Origin of the sequence: Pseudomonas sp. QS1027, assembly GCF_002814235.1 — a bacterium.
In the GTDB taxonomy this organism is placed as follows: domain Bacteria; phylum Pseudomonadota; class Gammaproteobacteria; order Pseudomonadales; family Pseudomonadaceae; genus Aquipseudomonas.
The window spans coordinates 21,365-44,717 of the sequence record NZ_PHSU01000025.1; the positions used below are offsets into that span (position 1 = coordinate 21,365).

At 62.5% G+C, this 23,353-nt stretch carries 22 protein-coding genes; 6 read left to right on the forward strand and 16 right to left on the reverse strand.

Translation table 11 applies throughout. The features are described from left to right. The first annotated feature begins 34 nt into the window (after positions 1–34). Positions 35–250 carry a molybdopterin-binding protein gene (locus CWE01_RS21690; protein WP_017125347.1) on the forward strand — a complete coding sequence of 72 codons (216 nt, stop codon included), beginning with the start codon at positions 35–37 and terminating at the stop codon, positions 248–250. Positions 251–311: 61 nt separating this feature from the next. Here CWE01_RS21690 and CWE01_RS21695 read toward each other — a convergent pair whose 3' ends face one another. Continuing rightward, positions 312–1,001 carry an NYN domain-containing protein gene (locus tag CWE01_RS21695; RefSeq protein ID WP_100942693.1) on the reverse strand — a complete coding sequence of 230 codons (690 nt, stop codon included), beginning with the start codon at positions 999–1,001 and terminating at the stop codon, positions 312–314. Between the two features lie 508 nt (positions 1,002–1,509). On the opposite strand from CWE01_RS21695, the gene CWE01_RS21700 reads away from it, so the two are divergent. Next, positions 1,510–1,806, forward strand: coding sequence for a DUF6124 family protein (locus tag CWE01_RS21700; RefSeq protein WP_157815257.1), 297 nt, complete (start codon positions 1,510–1,512; stop codon positions 1,804–1,806). A gap of 214 nt (positions 1,807–2,020) precedes the next feature. Here CWE01_RS21700 and CWE01_RS21705 read toward each other — a convergent pair whose 3' ends face one another. From CWE01_RS21705 to CWE01_RS21760, 12 genes are all read right to left on the reverse strand, one after another. Beyond that, on the reverse strand, positions 2,021–2,650 hold the full coding sequence (locus tag CWE01_RS21705) for a bifunctional 2-polyprenyl-6-hydroxyphenol methylase/3-demethylubiquinol 3-O-methyltransferase UbiG (RefSeq protein ID WP_100942597.1): 630 nt from the start codon (positions 2,648–2,650) through the stop codon (positions 2,021–2,023). 64 nt (positions 2,651–2,714) lie between these two features. Further along, entirely contained in the window at positions 2,715–3,359 is a 645-nt protein-coding gene (locus CWE01_RS21710; RefSeq protein ID WP_100942598.1) for a methionine ABC transporter permease, read from the reverse strand. After that, the gene (locus tag CWE01_RS21715) at positions 3,349–4,470 is read right to left on the reverse strand and encodes a methionine ABC transporter ATP-binding protein (RefSeq protein ID WP_100942599.1); all 1,122 of its coding nucleotides are present in this window, start codon (positions 4,468–4,470) and stop codon (positions 3,349–3,351) included. Before CWE01_RS21715 ends, CWE01_RS21710 begins: the two co-directional genes overlap by 11 nt. A gap of 1 nt (position 4,471) precedes the next feature. Continuing rightward, positions 4,472–5,281, reverse strand: coding sequence for a MetQ/NlpA family ABC transporter substrate-binding protein (locus tag CWE01_RS21720; RefSeq protein WP_100942600.1), 810 nt, complete (start codon positions 5,279–5,281; stop codon positions 4,472–4,474). 179 nt (positions 5,282–5,460) lie between these two features. Further along, on the reverse strand, positions 5,461–6,816 hold the full coding sequence (locus tag CWE01_RS21725; RefSeq protein ID WP_100942601.1) for an LLM class flavin-dependent oxidoreductase: 1,356 nt from the start codon (positions 6,814–6,816) through the stop codon (positions 5,461–5,463). Continuing rightward, positions 6,816–8,009 (reverse strand): SfnB family sulfur acquisition oxidoreductase, encoded by a 1,194-nt coding sequence (locus tag CWE01_RS21730; RefSeq protein ID WP_100942602.1) that lies wholly within the window; start codon positions 8,007–8,009, stop codon positions 6,816–6,818. Before CWE01_RS21730 ends, CWE01_RS21725 begins: the two co-directional genes overlap by 1 nt. Positions 8,010–8,032: 23 nt before the next feature. Continuing rightward, complete coding sequence (locus CWE01_RS21735; RefSeq protein ID WP_100942603.1) at positions 8,033–9,274, reverse strand: SfnB family sulfur acquisition oxidoreductase; 1,242 nt, start codon at positions 9,272–9,274, stop codon at positions 8,033–8,035. A gap of 211 nt (positions 9,275–9,485) precedes the next feature. Further along, positions 9,486–10,241: a hypothetical protein gene (locus tag CWE01_RS21740; protein WP_100942604.1), complete on the reverse strand. Its 756-nt coding sequence runs from the start codon at positions 10,239–10,241 to the stop codon at positions 9,486–9,488. A 411-nt stretch (positions 10,242–10,652) separates the two neighbouring features. Then, the gene (tcyN, locus tag CWE01_RS21745) at positions 10,653–11,402 is read right to left on the reverse strand and encodes an L-cystine ABC transporter ATP-binding protein TcyN (RefSeq protein ID WP_100942605.1); all 750 of its coding nucleotides are present in this window, start codon (positions 11,400–11,402) and stop codon (positions 10,653–10,655) included. 4 nt (positions 11,403–11,406) lie between these two features. Beyond that, positions 11,407–12,072 (reverse strand): cystine ABC transporter permease, encoded by a 666-nt coding sequence (gene tcyL / locus CWE01_RS21750; protein ID WP_100942606.1) that lies wholly within the window; start codon positions 12,070–12,072, stop codon positions 11,407–11,409. Then, complete coding sequence (gene tcyJ, locus CWE01_RS21755) at positions 12,072–12,869, reverse strand: cystine ABC transporter substrate-binding protein (protein ID WP_100942607.1); 798 nt, start codon at positions 12,867–12,869, stop codon at positions 12,072–12,074. Before tcyJ ends, tcyL begins: the two co-directional genes overlap by 1 nt. Positions 12,870–13,124: 255 nt before the next feature. Beyond that, entirely contained in the window at positions 13,125–14,117 is a 993-nt protein-coding gene (locus CWE01_RS21760; RefSeq protein ID WP_100942608.1) for a D-cysteine desulfhydrase, read from the reverse strand. Between the two features lie 190 nt (positions 14,118–14,307). On the opposite strand from CWE01_RS21760, the gene epsC reads away from it, so the two are divergent. Beyond that, positions 14,308–15,237: a serine O-acetyltransferase EpsC gene (gene epsC, locus CWE01_RS21765; protein WP_100942694.1), complete on the forward strand. Its 930-nt coding sequence runs from the start codon at positions 14,308–14,310 to the stop codon at positions 15,235–15,237. 340 nt (positions 15,238–15,577) lie between these two features. After that, positions 15,578–17,533 carry a choline transporter BetT gene (gene betT, locus CWE01_RS21770; RefSeq protein WP_100942609.1) on the forward strand — a complete coding sequence of 652 codons (1,956 nt, stop codon included), beginning with the start codon at positions 15,578–15,580 and terminating at the stop codon, positions 17,531–17,533. Positions 17,534–17,542: 9 nt separating this feature from the next. Here betT and CWE01_RS21775 read toward each other — a convergent pair whose 3' ends face one another. Both CWE01_RS21775 and CWE01_RS21780 read right to left on the reverse strand, forming a co-directional pair. Further along, positions 17,543–17,800 (reverse strand): hypothetical protein, encoded by a 258-nt coding sequence (locus tag CWE01_RS21775; RefSeq protein WP_100942610.1) that lies wholly within the window; start codon positions 17,798–17,800, stop codon positions 17,543–17,545. Between the two features lie 293 nt (positions 17,801–18,093). Beyond that, on the reverse strand, positions 18,094–18,834 hold the full coding sequence (locus CWE01_RS21780; protein ID WP_100942611.1) for an SDR family oxidoreductase: 741 nt from the start codon (positions 18,832–18,834) through the stop codon (positions 18,094–18,096). Positions 18,835–18,959: 125 nt separating this feature from the next. Here CWE01_RS21780 and CWE01_RS21785 point away from each other — a divergent pair, with 125 nt between their 5' ends. Next, on the forward strand, positions 18,960–19,850 hold the full coding sequence (locus CWE01_RS21785; RefSeq protein WP_100942612.1) for a LysR family transcriptional regulator: 891 nt from the start codon (positions 18,960–18,962) through the stop codon (positions 19,848–19,850). Between the two features lie 2 nt (positions 19,851–19,852). Here the strand turns inward: CWE01_RS21785 and CWE01_RS21790 are convergent, their stop codons facing one another. Further along, complete coding sequence (locus CWE01_RS21790) at positions 19,853–20,896, reverse strand: LacI family DNA-binding transcriptional regulator (protein ID WP_100942613.1); 1,044 nt, start codon at positions 20,894–20,896, stop codon at positions 19,853–19,855. Positions 20,897–21,103: 207 nt separating this feature from the next. Here CWE01_RS21790 and CWE01_RS21795 point away from each other — a divergent pair, with 207 nt between their 5' ends. After that, positions 21,104–23,353, forward strand: a complete 2,250-nt coding sequence (locus CWE01_RS21795; RefSeq protein WP_100942614.1) for a TonB-dependent receptor — start codon at positions 21,104–21,106, stop codon at positions 23,351–23,353.

Sequence of the window (23,353 nt, forward strand, 5' to 3'; positions counted from 1 at the left end):
CTTGCCTACTCAATCCACGACAGGAATCAATGCCATGACCATCAAAGCCATCAACGTTCGCAACCAGTTCAAGGGCACCATCAAGGAAATCGTCACCGGCGACGTGCTCTCGGAAATCGACGTCCAGACCGCTTCGGGGATCGTCACCTCGGTGATCACCACCCGTTCGGTGAAAGAGCTGGAACTGCAGATCGGCAGTGAAGTGATCGCGTTTGTGAAATCCACCGAGGTGTCCATCGCCAAGCTGTAAGCGATGGAAACCTTTGGCCCCGGAGGGTTTGGCCCTTCGGGGTTTCTTTTTGGACAAAAGCTCACCAGTAATCCGGTTTTCTCGCCGGTTTTTTCCGGGTAGGCACTTGGCGTGGCAACTGACACGCGGCCAATTCCTCCCGTGTCACGACGTGGCGCATCCAGTGCGAGTGATTCCTCAATGAACCGGGGGCATTGCGCTTGATATCTTCTCGATGCGGAAGAATCACCCCCACTTGCACTTCAGGGTAATCCTCTCGAAGTGCCTTGAGGACGGGAGTCATATCGGTATCGGCAGACACCAGCACGATTTGCCCGATGCGCTCACAGGCAGGCAATGCGGCTTGTTTGGCCGCGAGTCGATACATGCTGATCGCGATGTGAACATCGGTCTCTTTTTCTTCAAGCTTCCAGATAGCGACCTGATCCAGCCTTGACGCCGGTGTATTTCGATCGACGAATCGAGGTGCAAGCCTCGGCTCCAGTTGATGCCGCCCGTAATACACACGAACGCCTTTTTCGATGAGCGCACGTAGATAAGTGTCTTGAGCTTCTTTAGAGGTACGACCGCGGGTCGCGAGATCGGGTTTGACACCCGAGGTGAAAAAACACACCGACGCCAACTCGCTCTCTGGCTGTTCAGCACGAAGGATATGGGTAAGCAACGCAGGAAGGTCTAGCCATTTGTACTCAGTTCCTGCCAGCAGGCCGTAAAACAGGTTGTATCCGTCCACGAAGCAGGCTGTACGCACAGATTCAGTCCCTTGAAACGAAAAAACCGGCGCTAGGCCGGTTTTTTCACCCCAACAGCCAGCGAACTGAATCGCTGCGTACGGGGCTGAGTAGTGTTTTAAGAATGCCACAGATGACGTTGATGTCAACTCACTACGACCGTTGAATACATTCTTGGTGCAAGCACCAAAGCTCATCAGCAAGACGATTCTCTTTCCCTTGCGTGAACTTTCCTAGAAAATCCTTTCGGCTTGCGCCTGCGATTCTCGGGACCTAGGCTTGGACCTGTCACTGCAAAAACACAGTGATCGGGTTTGGTAGCCCGAGGTCAATCAAGGCGCATAGCGCCACCGAGTCGATTTTCTGTTGGCGTTTTTTATTGCCCACGGTTTTCGTCTATGGCGGCTCTGCGCGGGGCACTTTCGAGTGCGCTGGGTTCCTTGATTCCCGGTCTACCAACCTGCGCATAGCCGCCACCCATATCGTTTGGTAGCGATCAGTGTCGGCTCCATCAATCAAGGAGTTGTCATGAAAACAGTCGTTCCTGATCCGCCCGTACAAAATGCATCTTTTGTAGATGCCGAGGCCGCCGAACGCGCCTTCGCTCACTATGGATTGCCACGTCATCCTGTGCGCAAATCGCCCCGTCCAAATCCCGAAGACACCCTGAACAATCTCGACTCGATCCTGCGCTCAGCGGCCGCGACGGCGTATGAGTCCGCCGATCATCTGAGCGGCACACCTCGCCAACTGGCGATGGCCTCGGTGCATCTGATCGAGCTGGCGCAGAGCCAGGTGGATGACTTGCTCGCGCAACGACACTGAGGCGCTGAACAGGCCCCTCTCTGGAGCCCTGAAGGTCGCTAAAAGCTTCGCGGGCAAGCCCTGCTCCTACAGTTTTGTGCCGTACACAAAATCGGTGAACGACAGAAGACTGTAGGAGCAGGGCTTGCCCGCGAAGAGGCCCCGGAGCCTTGCGCCATCTATGCGGACGCTATCGCCAGCAAGCCGGCTCCTACAGGGGGGATGGTGTCTGGCCTCAGGTCTTGCGCCAGACACTCGCCAACCACGGTTGCTGCTCTCGCGGCAGCCCGGCAGGGCGATAGTAGTGCTCCAGCTCGACAAAACCCGCCGCCGTCAGCAGCTCCCGCCAGGCCTCCAGGTCGTGGTACGAGCCATAACGCTCGCCGTTCCAGCCTTCCTGGTTTTCACCACGCGGGTTGGAGCTGAACAGCACGCCACCGGGTTTCAAGGCACCGTGCAATTGCCCCAGCACCCGTGGCAATTCCTGGCGCGGGATATGAAACAACACGGCATTGGCGAAGATCCCGTCGAAGCGCTCGGACGGCAGATCAAGTTCGAGGAAGTTCTGCTGCAGCACCTCGCAGCCACTGTCCTCACGGGCCATCTGCGCAAAGCGCTCGGAGCCGTCGAGGCCGACCGCGATATGGCCCATGCGGGTGAAGGTCTGCAAATCCCTTCCCGGACCGCAACCGAAATCCAGCACGGTAAACGGCGCCGTGCCCTGGATATGCCGCAACAACGCGTCGATGTTCTGGCTCACATCGTGGTCGCGGGTGCCTTCGCGAAAACCCTCGGCACTGCGGTTGTAATGGCCGAGGGTGGTGGAAGCAATCTGTTCGAGGTCGTTGGGGCCGAGGGTTTTCATCGAGGTCTACGCGGGCTGGGGGCGGATGTTCCGAATATAACACCCTGCCCGCGTCCTCTGCCTTTCAACGCTTGTTCAGCACCCGCGCCAACCGATCTCCACCCAACTGAATCACCGCCACCAGGATCACCAGCAGCACGATCACCGTCAGCATCACCTGGCTGTCAAAACGCTGATAACCATACCGATAGGCGATATCCCCCAACCCGCCCGCACCAATCGCACCCGCCATGGCCGAGGAATTGATCATGGTCACCAGGGTAATGGTGAAGCCGCCGACAATCCCCGGCAACGACTCGGGCAACAGCACATACCAGACGATATGCCAGCGCCGGCAACCCATGGCCTGGGCCGCTTCGATCAAACCATGATCGACCTCCCGCAGGCTCACCTCGGCGATCCGTGCAAAAAACGGCGTAGCCGCGATGGTCAGCGGTACCACGGCAGCCCACACGCCATAGGTGGTGCCGACAATCAACCGGGTAAAGGGAATCAACGCCACCATCAGGATCAGGAACGGGATCGAGCGGAACAGGTTCACGAATGCCCCCAGCACCCGGTTCACCACCGGCGCTTCATAGATCCCGCCCTTGTCGCTGGTGACCAGGATCACTGCCAGCGGAATGCCCAACAGCAAGGCAATCAGCGACGACACGCCGACCATCAGGAAGGTGTCGATCACCCCCTGCCACAAACGCTCAAGCCACATAACCCAGCACCTCCACCTGTTGTGCCCAACGCCCGGCCCGCTGACGCAGTTCCTCGGCCCCCAGGGACGAGCCGCTCACCGACAGCAGCAACTGCCCCAGCGCATGCCCCTGGATTCGTTCGACACCACCCTGCAACAAACGCACGCGCCCGCCGAGGGCACTGAACAGCGCCGCCAGGTCCGGTTCGTCGGCTGCGCTGCCGGTCAATTGCAGACGCAACACCACCGCCGACTCCGATGACTCGGGACGTGCCTGCAAACGCTCTTGCAGCTCCGCCGGCAAAACGTGTTGCAACGGCGCCAACAAGGTCCGGCTGACCTCGTGCTGCGGATCGCCGAACACTTGCCAGACCGGCCCCTGCTCGACCACCCGCCCATGTTCCAGCACCACCACCCGATCGCAGATCTCGCGGATCACCGCCATCTCGTGGGTGATCAGGACAATGGTCAGGCCCAGGCGCTGATTGATCTCGCGCAGCAAGCCAAGGATCGATTGGGTGGTTTCCGGGTCCAGCGCCGAGGTGGCTTCGTCACACAGCAGGATCGCCGGGTCATGGACCAGCGCCCGGGCAATCCCGACCCGCTGTTTCTGCCCGCCGGACAACTGCGCCGGGTAGGCCTTGTATTTGTCCCGCAGGCCGACCAGGTCCAGCAGCTCGCGAACCTTCTGCTCCCGTTGCAGCTTCGGCACCCCGGCCACCTTCAACGGCAGCTCGACGTTCTGCCAGACCGTCTTGGCCGACATCAGGTTGAAGTGCTGGAAAATCATGCCGATGCGCCGACGCAGTTCCACCAGGCGGTTTTCGTCGAACTCGCCGATATCCACCTGATCGATCAGCACCCGCCCCGAACTGGGTTGTTCCAGGCGATTGATCGTGCGGATCAGCGACGACTTGCCGGCGCCGCTGCGGCCAATAATGCCGAACACTTCACCGCGCTGGATTGCCAGGTCGATGCCTTGCAACGCGTGCACCGGGCCTTCGCGGCCTTCATAGGTCTTGCCCAGGCCGATAAAACGCACGTGGGCACGGTTGAGCTCGGGATGCAGTTCGGTCTGCTCGGCGCTGCGCGGCGTTTCCTCACGCGGGCGCTGGAGGTTGACGACACTCATGTCAGCCTTCCCAACCGGCCTGGTACAGCTTGCCGTGGGCTTTATCCAGGGCGGCACGGACCACCGGCGAATGCTGGTAGATATCGACGAACTTGATCAGCCGCGGGTCGGTTTTCTCTTTCGGCTGGATCACGAACTGGATCACGTACTCCTTGTGATCGAGACCGTCGAACAGCAGCGCGGAGCCGGCGTCGAAGGTCTTCGCCAGGCGGATATAGGCCGGGTAGCCCTGGACCAGATCGGCGTCGTCGTAGGCGCGCACCAGTTGCACGGCTTCGACCTGGAGGATCTTGATCTTTTTCGGGTTGCCGATGATGTCGTCTTCGGTGGCCTTGTAGCCGACGCCGGGTTTGAGGGTGATCAGCCCGGCCTTGGCCAGCAGTTGCAGGCCGCGACCGCCGTTGATCGGGTCGTTGGCAATGGCCACGGTGGCGCCTTGTGGCAGCTCGTCGAAGCTTTTGTATTTCTTCGAGTAGAGACCGACGTTGTTGATGATCCCGGGGGCGAAAGGTTCCAGGTCGAAACCGGCAGCAGCCTTGGCGTTTTCCAGGAAGGGAATGTGCTGGAAGTAGTTCACGTCGATATCGCCAGCGGCGAGGCTGACGTTGGGCGCGATCCAGTCGGTGAACTCAACCAGTTCGACTTTCAGACCTTGTTTGCCGGCTTCTTCAACGGCGGCCTCCAGGGGGATGGCGAAGGCGGCGGTGGTGCCGACCTTGAGCGGGGCGTCGGCGGCATGAGCGATGGCGCTGAAGAGGCCGAGGGCCAGGACCAGTGCTTTGACTGGTTGGGTGAGGCGTGTTGTTTTCATGATGGGTTTCCAGTCATAGGGTTTGGGGTGTCTGGGCGGGCCTCTTCGCGGGCAAGCACCGCTCCCACAGTTTTGAGCGGTACCTGATTATTGTGTACGACCGCCCCCCTTGTGGGAGCGGAGCTTGCCCGCGAAGACGACAGAACAGACGCTGCAGTATCAAAGGGTGACTCAGGCTCTCAGGACCGGCGATAACCCGCTCCGGCATGCTGCACCGGCAGATGCGCCTCACCGTGGAACAGCTTTTCACGCAAGGTCCCCTGGTCATAAGCGGTCTTGTACGACCCGCGCCGCTGCAATTCCGGAATCACCAGCTCGATAAAGTCCACATAGCTTTCCGGAGTGACGATGCGTGTCAGGTTGAAGCCATCCAGCCCGGTTTCGGCGATCCACGACTCCAGTTCATCAGCCACCTGCCCGGCCGAGCCGACCACGGTGAAATAGCGCCCGCCCAAGGCGTGCTGCTCCAGCAATTTGCGCCGGGTCCAGTCATTGTTCTGCAGGTTCCTGGTCGCCGACTGGATCGCATTGCTCTTCACGTACTGGATCGGCTCATCCAGTTCGTACTCGGCAAAATCAATCGCGGTAGACGCGGAAAAATGCGCCACCCCGGCCTCCGCACTGGCATACCCCAGGTACTCGGCATGCTTGGCCCAGGCCGCGTCCTCGGTCTCGCCGACAATCACGTTCAAGCCCATGAATACCTTGACGCCTTCGGGATCACGTCCGGCCGCCACCGCGCTGGCGCGCACCTTGTCCACCTGGACCTTGGTCGCGGCCTTGTTCTGCCCGCTGATAAATACGCACTCGGCATGTCGCCCGGCGAACTCCAGGCCACGCTCCGAACTGCCGGCCTGGAACAGCACCGGCGTGCGCTGCGGCGAAGGCTCGCAGAGGTGATAACCCTCCACCTGATAGAACTCGCCGGCGTGCTGCACCTTGTGCACCTTCTCCGGCTGGGCGTAGATCCGCCGGGCCGGATCGTTGAGCACCGCGTCGTTTTCCCAGCTGCCTTCCCAGAGTTTGTAGAGCACCTCCAGGTACTCGTCGGCCTGGTCGTAGCGCCGGTCATGTTCGACCTGTTCCTTGAGGCCCATGGCCCGGGCGGCGCTGTCGAGATAACCGGTGACGATGTTCCAGCCGACCCGCCCACGGCTCAGATGGTCGAGCGTCGACATCCGCCGGGCAAACAGGTACGGCGCCTCGTAAGTGAGGTTGGCGGTCAGGCCGAAGCCGAGGTTTTTCGTCACCGCCGCCATCGCCGAAACCAGCAGCAGCGGATCGTTGACCGGCAACTGGATCGACTCCCGCAGCGGCACCTCCACCGACCCCTGGTACACGTCGTAGACCCCGACGATATCGGCGATAAACAGACCGTCGAACAGACCACGCTCCAGCAGCTGCGCCAACTCGGTCCAGTATTCCAGCGTCTTGTACTGGGTCGAGTTGTCCCGCGGATGGGTCCACAAGCCGTGGTTGATATGCCCGATGCAGTTCATGTTGAAGGCATTGAGCAGGATCTTTTTCTTCGCCATCAGATGGTCCCCCGCAGCGGTGGGTTTTCCGCATTGAGGTAGTAGTTGCCCACCGCGTGGTACTTCCAGCGCACCGGGTCATGCAGGGTGTGCACCCGCGCATTGCGCCAGTGGCGATCCAGCCCGTGCTCGGCCAGGGTCGCCTGGCTGCCGGCCAGTTCGAACAGGCTGCTGCCGGCCGCCAGGGAGATTTCGGTGCTGATGGCCCGTGCTTCGGCAACGGCAATCGAGGCCGCCGCGACGGTTTCGGCATTGGTCTCGGCCTGGGCCAGGTCGAGGTATTCACCGGCCCGCTCCAGCAAGGCTTCGGCGGCGTGCAGGCGAATGCTCAGGTGGCCGATGCTCTTGAGGGTCAACGGATCTTCAGTGGCCTTGTCGCTGCCGGCATCGATCCAGGGCCGCGTGCGCGTGCGGACAAAGTGCAAGGTGTCTTCATAGGCGGCGCGGGCAATGCCGGTGTCGATGGCCGCATGGAGAATCTGCGCCAGCGGACCGACCGGGGTCGGACGTTCGAAGGCGGTTTGAAAAGGAATCACGTCTTCGGCGGCGACATACACGTCCTCGAACACCACCGAACCGCTGCCGGTGGTGCGCTGGCCAAAACCGCTCCAGTCGTCGATCACATTGAGGCCGGCGCTGTCACGCGGCACGAAGGCCAACTGCTGGACACCCTGCTCATCCACCACCGAGGTCGGGATGCGCTGGGCATACAAGGCGCCCGTGGCGTAGAACTTGCGACCGTTGATGCGGTAGCCGTCGCCGTCCCGGCGCAAGCGGGTGACACGGTCATGGGCGGTCTTGGTCCCCAGTTCGGCCAGGGCATTGCCAAAGCGCCGCCCCGCGAGCACCTCGGCATACAGGCGGCGTTTCTGCGCCTCGCTGCCGTTGACCCGCAACACTTCCAGGGCATAGAAATGGTTCTGTGGAATCTGCCCCAGGGAGGCATCGGCCTCGGCGATCAGTTGCGTCACCTTGGCCAGGGTCACGTTGGACACGCCGGCACCGCCGTAGGCCTTCGGCACGCTGATACCCCAGAGGCCGGAGCGGGAAAACACCTCCAGCTCGGCCAGCGGCAGGCGCCGTTCACGGTCGCGCAGGATGCTGTCGCGCTTGAAGTCTTCGGCCAGGTCGCTGGCCACGATCAGGGCTTGCTCGTCGCTGCTGATGACCGCGACGTGTTGAGAAAAAGTCATGTGTTTCTCCAGAGGTCTGGTCGTCAAATCCAGGAATGCCGGGCCGGCAAACTGCCGTTCAGGTGATAGGCGCCCACGGCGTGGTATTTCCAGCGCACCGGGTCGTGCAGGGTGTGCACCCGGGCGTTGCGCCAGTGCCGGTCGAGGTTGAACTCGGCCAGGGTGGCGCGGCTGCCGGCCAACTCGAACAGCTTCTCGCTGGCGAGCAGGGCGATTTCAGTGGTGAGGACCTTGGCTTCGGCCACGGCAATCGAGGCACGCGCGGCAGAAGCCGCATCCACCGGCTTGGCGCTGACCTGGTCGAGCACCTGCCCGGCCTTGCGCAGCAGCGCCTCGGCGGCGTGCAGTTCGATTTTCAATTTGCCGATATCGGCAATCACGTAGAGGTCGTCACTGGCGCGCTCGACCTTGGCATCGACCCACGGCCGCGAACGCTCGCGGATAAAGGCGATGCTGTCGTCGATGGCCCCACGGGCGATGCCCGCGTCGATGGCGGCCTGGATCAGTTGCGAGTAGGCGCCCTGGATATTCGGCACCTCGCCCTGGCGCCAGTTGTCCACCACGTCTTCCGCTTCCACCCGCACCTGGTTCAACAAGACGGTGCCGCTGGCGGTGGTGCGCTGGCCGAAGCCCGACCAGTCGTCGACGATGCGCAAGCCCGGCGTGCCACGCCGGACGAAGGCCATGACCTGCCGCCCTTCGTCGTTGATCGCCTTGACCGCCACCCAGTGGGCGAACAGGGCGCCGGTGGAATAGAACTTCTGGCCGCTGATGACCAAACCGTCACCGTCGGCGGTGATCCGGGTCTTGAGCTCCAGGGTGTTTTTCGTGCCGCGTTCCGGCCCGGCATTACCGATGCGCCAGCCTTCCAGCACGCTCTGGAACAGCTGCTTCTTCTGGCGTTCGGTGGCGGTGCCCAGCAGCAACTGAAGAATGCCGAACTGGTTCTGGGGGATCTGCCCGAGCGCCGGATCGGCGGCGGAAATGATCGCAAAGACTTCGGCCACGGTGACAAAGGATACCTGTGGACCGCCGTACTCACGGGGAATCGTGATGCTGCCCAGGCCGCTGCGGGTGAACTGCTCGATCTCGGCCCAGGGCAGCTTGCGCTGACGGTCGCGGCGCGCGGCCTGCAAGCGGGCAGCCTCGGCCAGCTCATGGGCGGCCTGCAAGGCTTCGGCGTCGTTGCGCAGCACGCGGGCCGGGAGCAACAACGGGGCAATATCCAGGTCGCTCTGGACCTGTGCTTCATGCAAATTAGACATCAACGCCACTCCGTGGCGTGCGCAATGCCCTGGCGATCCGCACAAGGGTGATTGTGTTCCTGACCATACCGTCCTCATCTCTCTTTGGAAGCGTCGCGAAAGCGCGACGCCATAGAAATCAAACAAGTCCGGTGGTCCGGTGCATATACCCTAAGCGCGTATAAAAATTAAATAAACTAACCTTTGGGAATATGCATAGAAGGTCAGCCTCTCAGCCCCGGCAGGGCTGGGCGAGCTTGGGGAAAACCGGGCGCGGGGCCCTGATGTAGTGCCGGGCGCTGCCCACCCTGAGCCGCCGCGCCGGCGCCCAACGAGAGTTGTTGCCGACCCGGTCGATCACGCAGTAGGTGAGGTCCAGGCCACTGTCTTCACCGGCTTCCTGGATCACCGCCGGTGGCACGAAGACCCGGACCGGCTTGCCGATGTCCTCGCCGGCGAGCTTGGGCAGGTCGAGGCGCACATCGCCCCAGAGCAGGGTGATTTCGTCCTCGGCGGCCATGTTCAGATAGGGCGCCAGGGTCAGCGGTACGCCCCGGCGCATCTGGCTGGGGTTGACCCCGTAGCGCTGGATCGGCGCGGGAATGATCAGCGGCGCCAATCCCTGGTTTTCCTCGCCGAAGGGCTGGCCACCCGGGCAAGCGAGCTTGACCGGCACCTCGAGCCGGCGCGAACAGGCGCCGGCACTGCCCACCCGCAGGACCCGATAGTGGACCCGCGCCAGCCCGTCCAGGACGAAACTCTCCGGTACCCGCAAACTCAGCGACTGGCCCACGTCATTGGCCGACACCTGCCGCGCCGTCACATAACAACCGTCCCAGAACAACTCGATCAGGTCGCCCTCATCCATGCCGACATAGGGCCGGACGACAATCGACAACTGCGCGGCGGCCAGCAGGCCAATACCACGCCCATGGGCCTGGGGGACGACAGGCGGAGCCAGCCGCAGGGTTTCCTGAAAATGAGTCATGCAAAAATCCTTTTTGTAGGGTAACGAAAAGTCCAACGTGCAGGCGCAGGCCTGGGCCGCATAAACAACCGTTGTCCTTGAACCTTAATAGGCGTCCTTACCGTCGAACATTCTGGAAGGCGCACGCGCAGTCCGGCGAACAGTTGGCCGAAACGTGCATACAGTCCTGATAACGTCGTGCAGGTTGTGAAGTGCAGCTAAGAGTTTTGCCGGGAAGGTGTCAAGCCATTAAGCCGTCAGGGCGGGGATCGCCCGGGAATTCGGACACTTCCTACTTTCGCAGTCGTTCGTGTGAAAGAAGAAGCAGGGGAAAGGCGGTAGTAAACAATTATCGCCCGATAGGCGATCAAACAACTTTTCAAAGCCGTCGTACTCATTCCCTGAGTACGCCTTATTCAGTCAAGAAGTGTCCTACGTATTACCGAGAAACTTGCTGAGAAACTGCCGGGTGCGCTCTTCCTTGGGATTGGCAAACAGCGCCTTGGCTTCACCTTGTTCGACGATCACGCCCTTGTCGAAAAAGATCACCCGATTGGCCACATCCCGGGCAAAGCTCATTTCGTGGGTGACGATGACCATGGTGCGTTTTTCTTCGGCCAGGCCACGAATGGTTGCCAGCACTTCACCCACCAGTTCCGGGTCGAGGGCCGAAGTCGGCTCGTCGAACAGGATCACCTGCGGCTCCATCGCCAGCGCCCGGGCAATGGCCACCCGTTGTTGCTGACCACCGGAAAGCCTGCGCGGATAGGCGTCTTCCTTGCCTGCCAGGCCAACCTTGGCCAATAGCTTGCGGCCCAGGGCCAAGGCCTGGTCACGCGGGGTCTTCTTGACCACCAGCGGGCCTTCGATGACGTTCTCCAGCGCCGTGCGGTGGGGAAACAGGTTGAAGTTCTGGAACACGAAACCGACCTGCTGGCGCAGCTTGCGCACCAGGCCCAACTGCTGGTTCAGTGGACGGCTGCCATCGATTTCGATGTCGCCGACCTTGATCCGGCCGCTGGTGGGTTCCTCGAGGAAGTTCAGGCAACGCAGGAAGGTGGTCTTGCCGGAACCGCTGGGACCGATGATAGCGATCACCTCGCCGGCCTCGACCGTCAGGTCGATACCGTTGAGCACGGTCTGCCCTTTGAATTTCTTGGTCAGTTTTTCAACCACAATCATGCTGTCAAGACTCCTGGTCATGCCGATTGACCCGCTCTTCCAGACGGTTCTGCAAGTGCGCGAGCAGGCTGGCAAGGACCCAATAGATCAGGGCGGCGGCAAGATACATGGTGAAAATTTCAAAGGTCCGGGCAGTAATCAGCTGGGCCTGGCGGAACAGTTCCGGTACCTGGATGGTCGCGGCCAATGCCGTGTCCTTGACCAGGGAAATGAAACTGTTGCCCAACGGCGGCAGGGCCGTGCGCGCGGCTTGCGGCAGGATCGCCCGGCGCAGGGTCTGCGCCCGCGACATGCCGATACTCGCCGCCGCTTCCCACTGGCCGCGCTCGATGGAGCTGATGGCGGCCCGGAGGATTTCACAGGCGTAGGCCGCCATGTTCAGCGAGAAGCCGATCAACGCGGCGGGCAGCGGGTCCAGCTCGATGCCCATCTGCGGCAGTCCGTAATAGATCACGAACAACTGGACCAGCAGGGGTGTGCCGCGAAAGAACGACACATAGACCCTGGCGATCCAGCTCACCGTCTTGAAGCGCGACAGGCGCATCAAGGCCAGGCCGAAGCCCAGCAGCAAACCGAAGAACATTCCACCCAGGCTGAGGATGACCGTGTAGTACGCGCCCTCGAGCAGAAAGGGCGCGGAGTCCAACGCAAGCTGAAAAGCTGCTTCCATTATTGAGTGACGTCAGCGTTGAAGTATTTTTCCGACAGCTTTTTCAAGGTGCCGTCAGCGCGCAGTTCGTCGATGGCCTTGTTCACCGCGGCCAGCAACTCGGGTTCGCCTTTACGCAGGGCGATACCGGCTTCCTGACGGGAGAACGGTTCACCGGAAACGGCCAGGGTGTCGTTGGTTTTCTTGATCAGTTCAAAGGCTGCCAGGCGGTCCACCAGAATTGCGTCGATACGGCCTACACGCAGGTCCTGGTACTTGGTCGGATCATCGTCGTAAGTCTTGATGATGGCTTTCGGCACATTGTCCTTGAGCCATTGTTCATAGTTGGTGCCCAGGCCGACACCGACCTTGTGGCCCGCCAGATCCTGGGCGGTCTTGAACTTGTCGGCGTCCTTCTTCTGCACCAGCGCCTGGATACCGGAAACGGTATAAGGCTCGGAGAAGTCATACTTCTTCTTGCGCTCTTCGGAGATGGTCACCTGGTTGATCACCGCGTCCAGGCGCTTGGACTCCAGGGCGGCGAGAATGCCGTCCCACTTGGTCGGTTGCAGCTTGACCTTCACACCCAGTTTTTTCGCCAGGGCGTCGGAGAACTCGACCTCGAAGCCGGCCAGCTTGCCGTCGGCACCGATGAAGCTGAACGGTGGGTAGGTGCCTTCCAGGCCAACGTTGATGACGCCGGCCTTCTTGATGTTGTCCAGTTGCTCACCGGCAAAGGCCTGGCCGAGCAGTCCGGCACCGAGTACCAACCCCAGGCTGCCGACCAGCAGACGCTTGCGAAATGCGGAAATATTCATGACGAGCCCCGTGTGTATTCTTATGGGTGGGAACGCGAATCTGACGTGCTGAAGAGCAGCGTCAATCCTGCCTTAAAGCGGCGCTGGCGTCTCGCGCCAAATCGCCTGCGCCGCGACTATAGCGAGCGCTTAATATTCTATAAAATAATAAAAAACTATTTGTATATTCTATTTTATTACCTGCTGACACCCGAATTGGTGTCGGGCTGCCCCGCTCCCAGCAGGGAGCGGGGCAGCCTCACGCTCAGAGTCGGGTTACAGCATAGCGTTGTAGGCAAACAACGCCGGCGCCCCGCCGGTGTGCAGGAAGATGATCGGGCCGTCCTCGAAACGCTGGCGGCCGATGCCGTCGAGCAGCCCGGCCATGGCCTTGCCGGTGTAGACCGGGTCGAGCAGGATGCCTTCCTGGCTGGCCAGCAGCTTGACCGCCGCCAGGGTCCCGGCGTTCGGCTCGCCATAACGGGGAGCGAAATATTCGTCCCACAACTCGACCTTGAAACTGGCCGGCAGCGGCACACCGAGCAACTCGGCCGTGCGCTCCGCCAGCCCCTGCACCTTCGGCCGCTGCGCCTCATCGCTACGGGACACTGTCACGCCGACCACCGGCAAGCCCGGCAGCGCTTCGCTCAGGGCCAGGCCCAGGCCGCTGTGGGTCCCGGCACTGCCGGAGGCCAGCACCACGGCGGCGAATTCCAGCCCGCTGTCTTCGATCTGCGCCGCCAGCTCGAAGCCGGCCCGCACATAACCCAGCGCGCCCAGGGCATTGGAGCCACCAATCGGCACCAGATAGGGCTTCTTGCCGTTGCTGCGCAGGCGCTCGGCCAGGGCCTGCAACTGCTCGTCGGCATTGTCCAGGTTGTCCACCAGCTCGACCCGGGCGTCGAACAGGTCGAGCAACAGGCGATTGCCATTGCCCAGGTAGTTGGCGTCCTGGGTGCCGATGGGGTTTTCCAGCAAGGCCACGCAACCCAGCCCGAGGCGGGCCGCCAGGGCCGCGGTCTGGCGCACATGGTTGGACTGGATGGCGCCGGCGGTGATCAGCGTGTCGGCACCGACCGCCAGGGCATCGGCCCCCAGGTATTCCAGCTTGCGCAGCTTGTTGCCGCCCAGAGCCAGGGGCGTCAGGTCATCACGCTTGATGTAGATATCGCGGCCGACCCACGCCGACAGGCGTTCGAGCTTTTCCAGAGGGGTGGCCTGGGCCAGGAGTTCCAGACGGTTAAAACGGGCAAGCTGTTGTTTGATCATGGGTCCGAGCTGGCTGTAGGAGATGCCTGGACTATAGGCAGGGGCTTTTCCTCAGGCAACTGTCATTCGCTTATGTCGGAAAGTTCTGAGGAAAGCACCATTCGTTCTTAATTACCGTTTGTGTCGGTGCCGTAAAGTGGAAGTCATTCAGGCGACCCGATGGGCCGGTCGTCCCGTCGGAGATTTGATCGTGAGCGAGCGTTCCAGCCATTGGCAACTACAGACCATCGTCGGCCAGTTGCGCAGCGCCCGGGATGAGTGGCGCAGCCGTAATGGCCGGGTCAGCGACGAACAGGGCGGCCGCGAGCTGCCGTCGCGCCAGGCCATGGCCGAGATTCTCGAATCGCTCTGCGGCGCGCTGTTTCCCATGCGCCTGGGGCCGGTAGACCTGCGCGAGGAAAGCGAGGATTTCTACGTCGGCCACACCCTCGATGCCGCCCTCAATGCCTTGCTGGCCCAGGCCCGCCTGGAGTTGCGTTACGTGGCGCGACATGGCGGCGAATCGGACGCCGAGGTCCAGAGCAAAGCCGTGCAACTGATCCAGGACTTCGCCATGGCTCTGCCGGCATTGCGTCGGTTGCTCGACACCGATGTCCTGGCGGCTTACCACGGCGACCCGGCGGCGCGCAGCGTCGATGAAGTGTTGCTGTGCTACCCGGGGATTCTCGCGGTGATCCACCATCGCCTGGCCCATCACCTGTACCGCGCCGGGTTGCCGTTGCTGGCGCGGATCAGTGCGGAAATCGCCCACTCGGCCACCGGGATCGACATTCACCCCGGGGCGCAGATCGGCGGCAGTTTCTTTATCGACCATGGAACGGGCGTGGTGATCGGCGAAACCGCGATCATCGGCGAACGGGTACGCATCTACCAGGCGGTGACCCTGGGTGCCAAGCGCTTCCCGGCGGACGAGGACGGGCAATTGCAGAAGGGCCATCCACGTCACCCGATTGTCGAGGACGACGTGGTGATCTATGCCGGGGCAACCATCCTCGGGCGGATCACCATCGGCCGCGGCGCCACCATCGGCGGCAATGTCTGGCTGACCCGCAGCGTGCCGGCGGGCTGCAACCTGACCCAGGCGAACCTGCAGCAGCATGAGGAAGGGACGCAGCGCTAGTCGTCAGGGCGCTCGCCACAAGGCCGGCAGGTCCTGCATCGATCTTGCGGCCGCCTTCGCGGCGATGCGGCGCGAAGAGGCCGGAACGATCACCCCATCAGAAGCGTCATACCCCTGCCTAACGCTCACGTAAGAAAAGCACCACCGAGCCCTGCGATTAGTCCTCAAAGCCCTATCCGTGTTTAACTTGACCGTTCGTTCAAGTTAAACCGGCGGTTCGCTGCCCGCTCACAACAGGAGGCTTGCCTTTGCTGAGTCCGAGATGTCCAGCCACGTTTCATGTTCTTGAGGTGCCCGTTTCATGAGCACGTCCCCCCCTTCCACCAGCGGCCTGATCCGCATGAACCCGCCGGTGTTCTACTTCGCCGCGAGCTTCATCCTGCTGTTCGGCCTGGTGGTCATTGCCCTGCCCGAAGCCGCTGGCCAATGGCTGCTGGCGGCGCAGAACTGGGCGGCCAATACGGTCGGCTGGTACTACATGCTGGCGATGACCCTGTACCTGGTCTTCGTGGTGGTCACCGCCTTGTCCGGCTACGGCAAGATCAAGCTCGGTGCCGACCACGACGAACCCGAGTTCAGCTACCTGTCCTGGGCCGGCATGCTGTTCGCCGCCGGGATCAGCATCACGCTGTTCTTCTTCTGCGTTTCCGAACCCCTGACCCACCTGCTGCAACCGCCCCAGGGAGAAGCCGGGACCCAGGCCGCCGCGCGCCAGGCCATGCAGATCCTGTTTCTGCACTGGGGCCTGCACGGCTGGGGCGTGTTCGCCTTCGTCGGCATGGCCCTGGCCTACTTCGCCTACCGGCATAACCTGCCGCTGGCCCTGCGCTCGGCGCTGTACCCGTTGATCGGCAAACGCATCAACGGGCCCATCGGTTATGCCGTGGACGGCTTCGGCATTATCGCCACGGTGTTCGGCCTCGGCGCCGACATGGGCTTTGGCGTGCTGCACCTGAACTCGGGCCTGGACTACCTGTTCCACGTGCCCCACACCCAGTGGATCCAGGTCGGGCTGATCACCCTGATGATGGGCGCGGCCATCGCCGTCGCGGTCGCCGGCGTCGACAAGGGCGTGCGGGTGATGTCCGATATCAACATGCTGCTGGCCTGCGCACTGCTGCTGTTCGTGCTGTTCGCCGGGCCCACCCAGCACCTGCTCAACACCCTGATCCAGAACGTCGGCGACTACCTCGGCGCACTGCCGACCAAGAGTTTCGATCTCTACGCCTATGACAAACCCAGCGACTGGCTGGGCGGCTGGACGGTGTTCTACTGGGCCTGGTGGATTGCCTGGTCGCCGTTCGTGGGCCTGTTTATCGCGCGGATTTCCCGCGGCCGGACCATTCGCGAGTTCGTCTTCGGCGTGCTGCTGATTCCGCTGGGCTTCACCCTGGCGTGGATGTCGATCTTCGGCAACAGCGCCATCGACCAGGTGCTCAACCACGGCATGACTGCCCTCGGCCAGTCGGCCATCGACGACCCGTCGCGAACCCTGTACCTGTTGCTGGAAACCTATCCCTGGAGCAGGACCGTGATTGCGATCACGGTGTTTATCAGCTTCGTGTTCTTCGTCACCTCGGCCGACTCCGGCACCGTGGTGCTCTCGACGCTCTCCGCCCGTGGCGGCAGCGCCGACGAAGACGGGCCGAAATGGCTGCGGGTGTTCTGGGGCGCGATGACCGCGCTGATCACCAGCGCGCTGCTGTTCTCCGGCAGCATCGACGCGCTGAAATCGGCGGTGGTGCTGACTTCACTGCCGTTCTCGTTGATCCTGCTGCTGATGATGTGGGGGCTGCACAAGGCGTTCTACCTGGAGTCGCAGAAGCAGATCGCCCAGTTGCACTCCCTGGCACCGCTGTCCAGTTCACGACGCAGCGGCTGGCGCCAGCGCCTGAGCCAGGCGGTGCACTTTCCGTCGCGGGACGAGGTGTATCGCTTCCTCGACCAGACGGTACGTCCGGCTATCGAGGAAGTCAGTGCGGGGTTTGTCGAGAAGGGCCTGAACGTGGTCACGCAGCCGGACCCGGCCAATGACAGCGTCAGCCTGGAAATCGGCCATGGCGACCAGCATCCGTTCATCTACCAGGTGCAGATGCGCGGCTACTTCACGCCGTCCTTCGCCCGTGGCGGCATGGGTCCCAAGGAGCTGCGCAACCGCCGCTACTACCGCGCCGAAGTGCACCTGCGCGAAGGCAGCCAGGACTATGACCTGATGGGCTACAGCAAGGAGCAGATCATCAACGACATCCTCGACCAGTACGAACGGCATATGCAGTTCCTGCATCTGGTCCGTTGAAACCCGGGATCAGGCCTGGTCCAGCACCATGAACAAGGCCATGGCGATGGCCGGCAAGCCGAACACCGCCAGCCCGATCATCACCTCCGAAAGGAGGCTCTGGTGGGCGGTGATCACGCCGATGGCGCCGTTGACGATGGTCGCCAGCAGCCACATGCCGAGAAAGCCGGCGCCGAGGATCTGCCGGCTGATGCCCAGGCGCCGACCGAAGAACAGCGTGCCACCGAGCAGGATCAGGCCGATGGCGAGAATGATGGCGGTGTGCATGGGGGGGATCCTCCGAGGTGCAGTGTTGTCAGTTATGCCGTCTTCGCGGCGGTGCGGCGAAAGCCATTTTGAACACCACACATGACTTGATTCAGACGCTCATCCCTTACTAACACTGTAGATCGAAACCAGCCCCTTCAACGGTCGCCAACCCGCAACAAATCCTCCAACCCGATCCGTCGGAACATCTCAGCCCGCACCCGATCGGCCATGGCCTTGACCACTTCGGCGCCATCCCGGGAGGGGTCGATATGGCAGCGAACCGGGCGATCATGCAGAGAGGGATGCGCTGATCAGACCAGGCCGCCATTGGCCCGCAGGATCTGGCCGTTGACCCAGCCAGCGGCCGGGCTGACCAGAAAGGACACGACAGCGGCGATATCTTCCGGCTGACCGAGACGCTCCAGCGGCGGCATCTTGGCGAAGGTCTGGATCTGCTCTTCACTCTTGCCGTGAAGGAACAATTCAGTCGCCACCGGACCAGGAGCCACCGCGTTGACGGTGATCTGGCGGCCGCGCAGTTCCTTGGAGAACACGTGGGTCAAGGACTCCACCGCCGCCTTGCTGGCGATATACACCGCATAACCCGGCAGGTTCAGGGCCACGGTGCTGCTGGAGAAGTTGACGATGCGACCGCCGTCATTCATCCGCGTCGCGGCTTCGCGCAGGGTGTTGAAGGTGCCACGGGTGTTGATCGCAAAGGTCTGCTCGAACAGTTCGTCGCTGTGCTGGGCCAACGGCAGGACCTTGAGAATCCCGGCGTTGTTGACCAGCACATCGACCTTGCCCAGTTGCTGCTCGGTCTCATCGAACAGGCGGGCAACATCGGCGGAACTGGCGACATCGGCCTTGATCGCTATGGCCGTGTGCCCGGCCTGGCGCAGTTCCACCACCAGCGCCGAAGCCTCGTTGGCGCTGCTGGCGTAGTTGATGGCGACGGCAAAACCTTCCGCCGCCAGCTGGCGGGCGATAACAGCACCGATGCCGCGTGAAGCGCCGGTAACGATGGCCACTTTCCGAGTCTGGGTAGTCATGTCGAATCTCCTGGGGTGTGGGTTGCGTGTGGCGCCAATTTCACATGTTTACCCAGGGTGATAAATGCTCGATAGTTGGCTTGACTGTTCAATAATCGCCAACAATCAATTGCAACGGAGCGCCCATGGACCAGGTCAAGGCCATGAAGGTTTTTGTACGGATCTACGAGCGCAGCAGCTTCACCCTGGCCGCCGAAGACCTGAACCTGCCCCGCGCGACACTGACCCACACCCTGAATCAGTTCGAGGCCTGGCTCGGCACCCGGCTGTTGGAGCGTAGTACGCGGCGCGTGCGCCCGACCCTGGATGGCGAGGCGTATTACCGACGCTGCGTGCAGTTGCTGGCGGAGCTGGAAGAAGCCGAACTGGCCTTCCGTTCGGTGGCGCCCAAGGGCCGCTTGCGGGTGGATTTGCAGGGGACGCTGGCCAGGTACTTCGTGGTGCCGGCACTCCCGCAGTTTCTCGAGCGTTACCCGGATATCGAGATCTCGATGAGCGAGGCCAGCCACTTTATCGACCTGATCAGCGAGGGCGTGGACTGCGTGCTGCGTTCGGGCAATCTCGGCGACTCCTCGCTGGTCGGCCGGCGCGTCGCCAACCTGCGCCAGGTGACCTGTGCCAGCCCGGCTTACCTGCGCAAATACGGCGAACCGCAAAACCTCGCGGACCTGAGCCGGCACCAGGGGGTGAACTACGTTTCCAGGGTCACCGGCAAGCTGTTTCCGTTCGAGTTCACCGAGGCCGGCGAGCTGCGGGAAGTGCCCCTGGCGGGCCGGGTGTCGGTGTTCGGCGCCGAGATCTATGCCGCTTCGGCCGTCTCCGGGCTGGGCCTGATCCAGGTGCCGTATTACCGGGTGGCGGAGCAGATCGACCAGGGCTTGCTCAAGGAAGTCCTGCCGAACCATCCGCCGCCGCCGATGCCGGTGTCGGTGCTCTACCCGCAGAACCGGCATATGTCGCCACGGGTGCGGGTGTTCGTCGACTGGATCAGCGAGGTCTTCGCCAAGGCCGTTTGAGGTCAGGCACTCTCCCGCTCGATCAGTTGGCAAGTCAGCAGGTTCAAGCGTTGCACCTCGTCCGCCGGCAATACCCCGAGGCTCTCCAGCACCCGGGTCGCCGCCAGCACGCCGATCTCCAGGGCCGGCGGCTTGATGGTGCTCAGGCTCGGCAGGAGCATTTCGGCAAACGGGTAATCGCCGAAGCCCAGCACCGCGCAGTCCTCGGGGATCTTCAACCCTGCCCGCTGCCCGGCCAGCAAGCCACCGGCGGCCAGGTTGTCGTTGGCGAAGATGATCGCATCCGGTTTCGACGCGCCACTCATCAACACCTGCATCGCCTGCTTGCCGGCCTCGAACGGGGCACGGTCGGCATCCGGGGCGAATACCCAGGGCTCCAGTCCCAGTTCGCGAACGGTCGCCGCATAGCCGTCTCGACGCTCCAGGGCACTGAAGTCCCCCGGGGCGCTGTTCTGCACAAAGGCGATCCGCCGATACCCCTTGCCATGCAGGTAACGCGCGGCGGTCACGCCGACCTCATGGTGGGAAAAGCCGATCTGCATCGGTTCGCGCTCCGGTTGGTAATCCCAGGTCTCGATCACCGGGATATCCGCCTCGGCGAGCATTTTCTCCGTGCCCGCGCTATGGAAATGGCTGGTCAGCACCAGCGCCGCCGGTGACCAGCCGAGAAAGGCGCGGACCGCACTCTCCTCCTGCTCCGCCGAGAAGTAGCTCGACGCCAGCAGCAACTGGTAGCCGTGACGACTGAGGGTGTCGCTGAAGCCCTGGATGGTGTTGGCGAAGATCGGCCCGGAGATGTTCGGGATCACCATCGCCACGATCCGCCCCCGCGCCGAGGCCAGGCCGCCGGCCACCAGGTTCGGCACATAGCCCAGGGCCGCGACCACCGTCGCGATCCGCTCACGGCGCTCGGGTGAGACCTGCTCCGGATTGTTGAAATAGCGCGACACGGTGATCGCCGAGACCCCGGCCTCCTGGGCCACCGTGTTCAGGGTGACGCGTCCGGCGCCCCGACGTTTACGGCCTGGCGATTTGTCAGCAGTCAAAGTGCGACCCTTCTTGAAAACCAAAAGGAATATAAAAGTAATTTTTCAGTATTGGACGGTCTATGTCGACCTTTCCGATACTGGCGATGTTAGCGCTAACAAAGTGCTTTGTCTGCTACTCGCTCGAGCGAATGCCCCAAGACAAATTTCAGGCGCTGTCGACGCAGAGCGACAGCGGTTCAGGGCCATTTTTCGAGCGGGCAACACATGCACAACACACTTGGGGTTCAACCCACACTGGCGCAGTCGATTCGCGCCGCCACACCACGCCGTCCACACCTGGGCTGGCTGCTCGCCGGTCTCGCCGCCCTGCCGTCATCCGCAGTGTTTGCCGCCGACGCCAGCAGCGACCAGGAGCCGACACTGAAGCCGGTCACCGTCACCGCGACGCGGCGCGAGGAATCGTTGCAGAAAGTCCCGGTGGCGGTCTCGGTGGTCGAGGGCGAACAGTTGGAGCGCGACAGCCGCAACGGCGTCGCCAGCATCGTCCAGCAAGTGCCGACGCTGAACTTCCGCACCGGCGCTTCGAACAAGGACACCTCGCTGTTCATCCGTGGCGTAGGCACCATTTCCACCTCGCCGGGGGTCGAGCCCACCGTGGCCACGGTGATCGACGGCGTGGTCTACAGCCGTCCCGGCCAGGCCACCCTCGACCTGCTCGACCTCGACCGCATCGAAGTGCTGCGCGGCCCGCAAGGCACGCTGTTCGGCAAGAATGCCTCGGCCGGTGTACTGAACATCGTCACCAAGGCCCCGACCGCCGAGACCCACGGCTACATCGACCAGTCGTACTACAGCGGCAACGAAAGCCGTACCCGTTTCGGCATCGGCGGCAGCCTGGTTCCAGAGACCCTGAAAGGCTCGCTGACCACCCTGTTCGGCAGCTATGACGGCAACGTCGAGAACAAGGCCAACGGCCAGGAAGTCAACGGCTACAACCACAAGGGCGTACGCGGCAAGCTGGAGTTCACCCCCAACGAAGACGTGAAATTCACCTTCGCCGCCGACTACATGGAGTCCCACGACAACGCGCCCAACGGCGTGGTCAGCAAGTCCCTGACCCCGGCCTTCGCCAATGCGTTGAACCCGGTCCGGGGCTCCAGCGACAACCGCGACATCAACACCGACACCCGCACCGATGTCGACGATATCAACAAGGGCCTGTCCGGCCAGTTGGACTGGAACCTGGGCGACTACACCCTGACCTCGATCACCGCCTGGCGCGGCTGGAGCAACCACCAGTACCAGGACGCCGATCGCCTGAGCACCATCAGCGCCGCCTTCCCCGGCACCGCCGACCAGGGCGCGCTGGACTTCAACCAGTACTCCCAGGAACTGCGCCTGGCCTCGCCCAAGGGGCAATTCCTGGAATACGTCGGCGGCCTGTTCTACCTGCACGGCAAGGACGAAGAGACCTACCAGCGCACCCTCACCGCGCCCGGCAGCGTCAATCGCGGCGTCGCCAACTACGGCACCACCAGCGACAGCTACTCGACGTTCGGCGAAACCACCTTCAACTTCACATCGGCGTTTCGCGGCATCGCCGGCCTGCGCTGGACCCACGACGACCTGTCCTACGACCACCGCCGCGTCTCCACCTCCGCCACCACCGTCAGCGGCATCCAGCCCGCCACCAGCAGCAGCGGTTCGGTGGCCGAAGACGGCTGGTCCGGGCGTCTCGGCGTGCAGTACGACCTGAGCGATGCGGTGACCACCTACCTGACCTATTCGCGCGGCTACAAAGGCCCGGCCTACAACGTGTTCTTCAACATGCAGCCCCGGGACACCGACGCGCTGAAACCGGAAACCTCCAACACCTGGGAAGCCGGGATCAAGGCCACCAGCTGGAACAATCGCCTGACCACCAACCTGGCGGTGTTCCACAGCGACTACAGCAACTACCAGGCGAACTTCTTCGACACCGTCGCCGGGCAAGTGGTGACGCGCCTGATCAACGCCGGCAGCGTCAGCACCGAAGGCGTGGAAGCCGATTACGCCTTGCAGGCCACCCGCAACCTGAAGTTCTCCGGCGCACTGGCCTACACCAAGGCGCGGATCGACGAATTCTCCTGCCCGCCGGGGGCGGCGGCCAGCTGCAACGTCAACGGCAAGCCGCTGCCGTTCAGCCCGGACTGGAAGAGCTACGTGCGCGCCGACTACAGCATCCCGCTGGACAACGGCCTGGATGTCGAACTGGGTACCGACTTCAGTTGGCAGAGCCAGGTGCAGTACGACATCAGCCAGAACCCCGACACCGTGCAAGGCGCCTATGGGATCTGGAACGCGAGCATTGCCCTGGCCGATTACAGCCAGGGCTGGCGGGTCGCTCTGCTGGGGAAAAACCTCGCCGACAAATCCTATTCACCCTTGCTGGCCAGCGGCGGCAACTACATCTACCGCGCCGTGCCACGGGATGACCAGCGCTACTTCGGCATCCAGTTGCGCAAGGATTTTTGA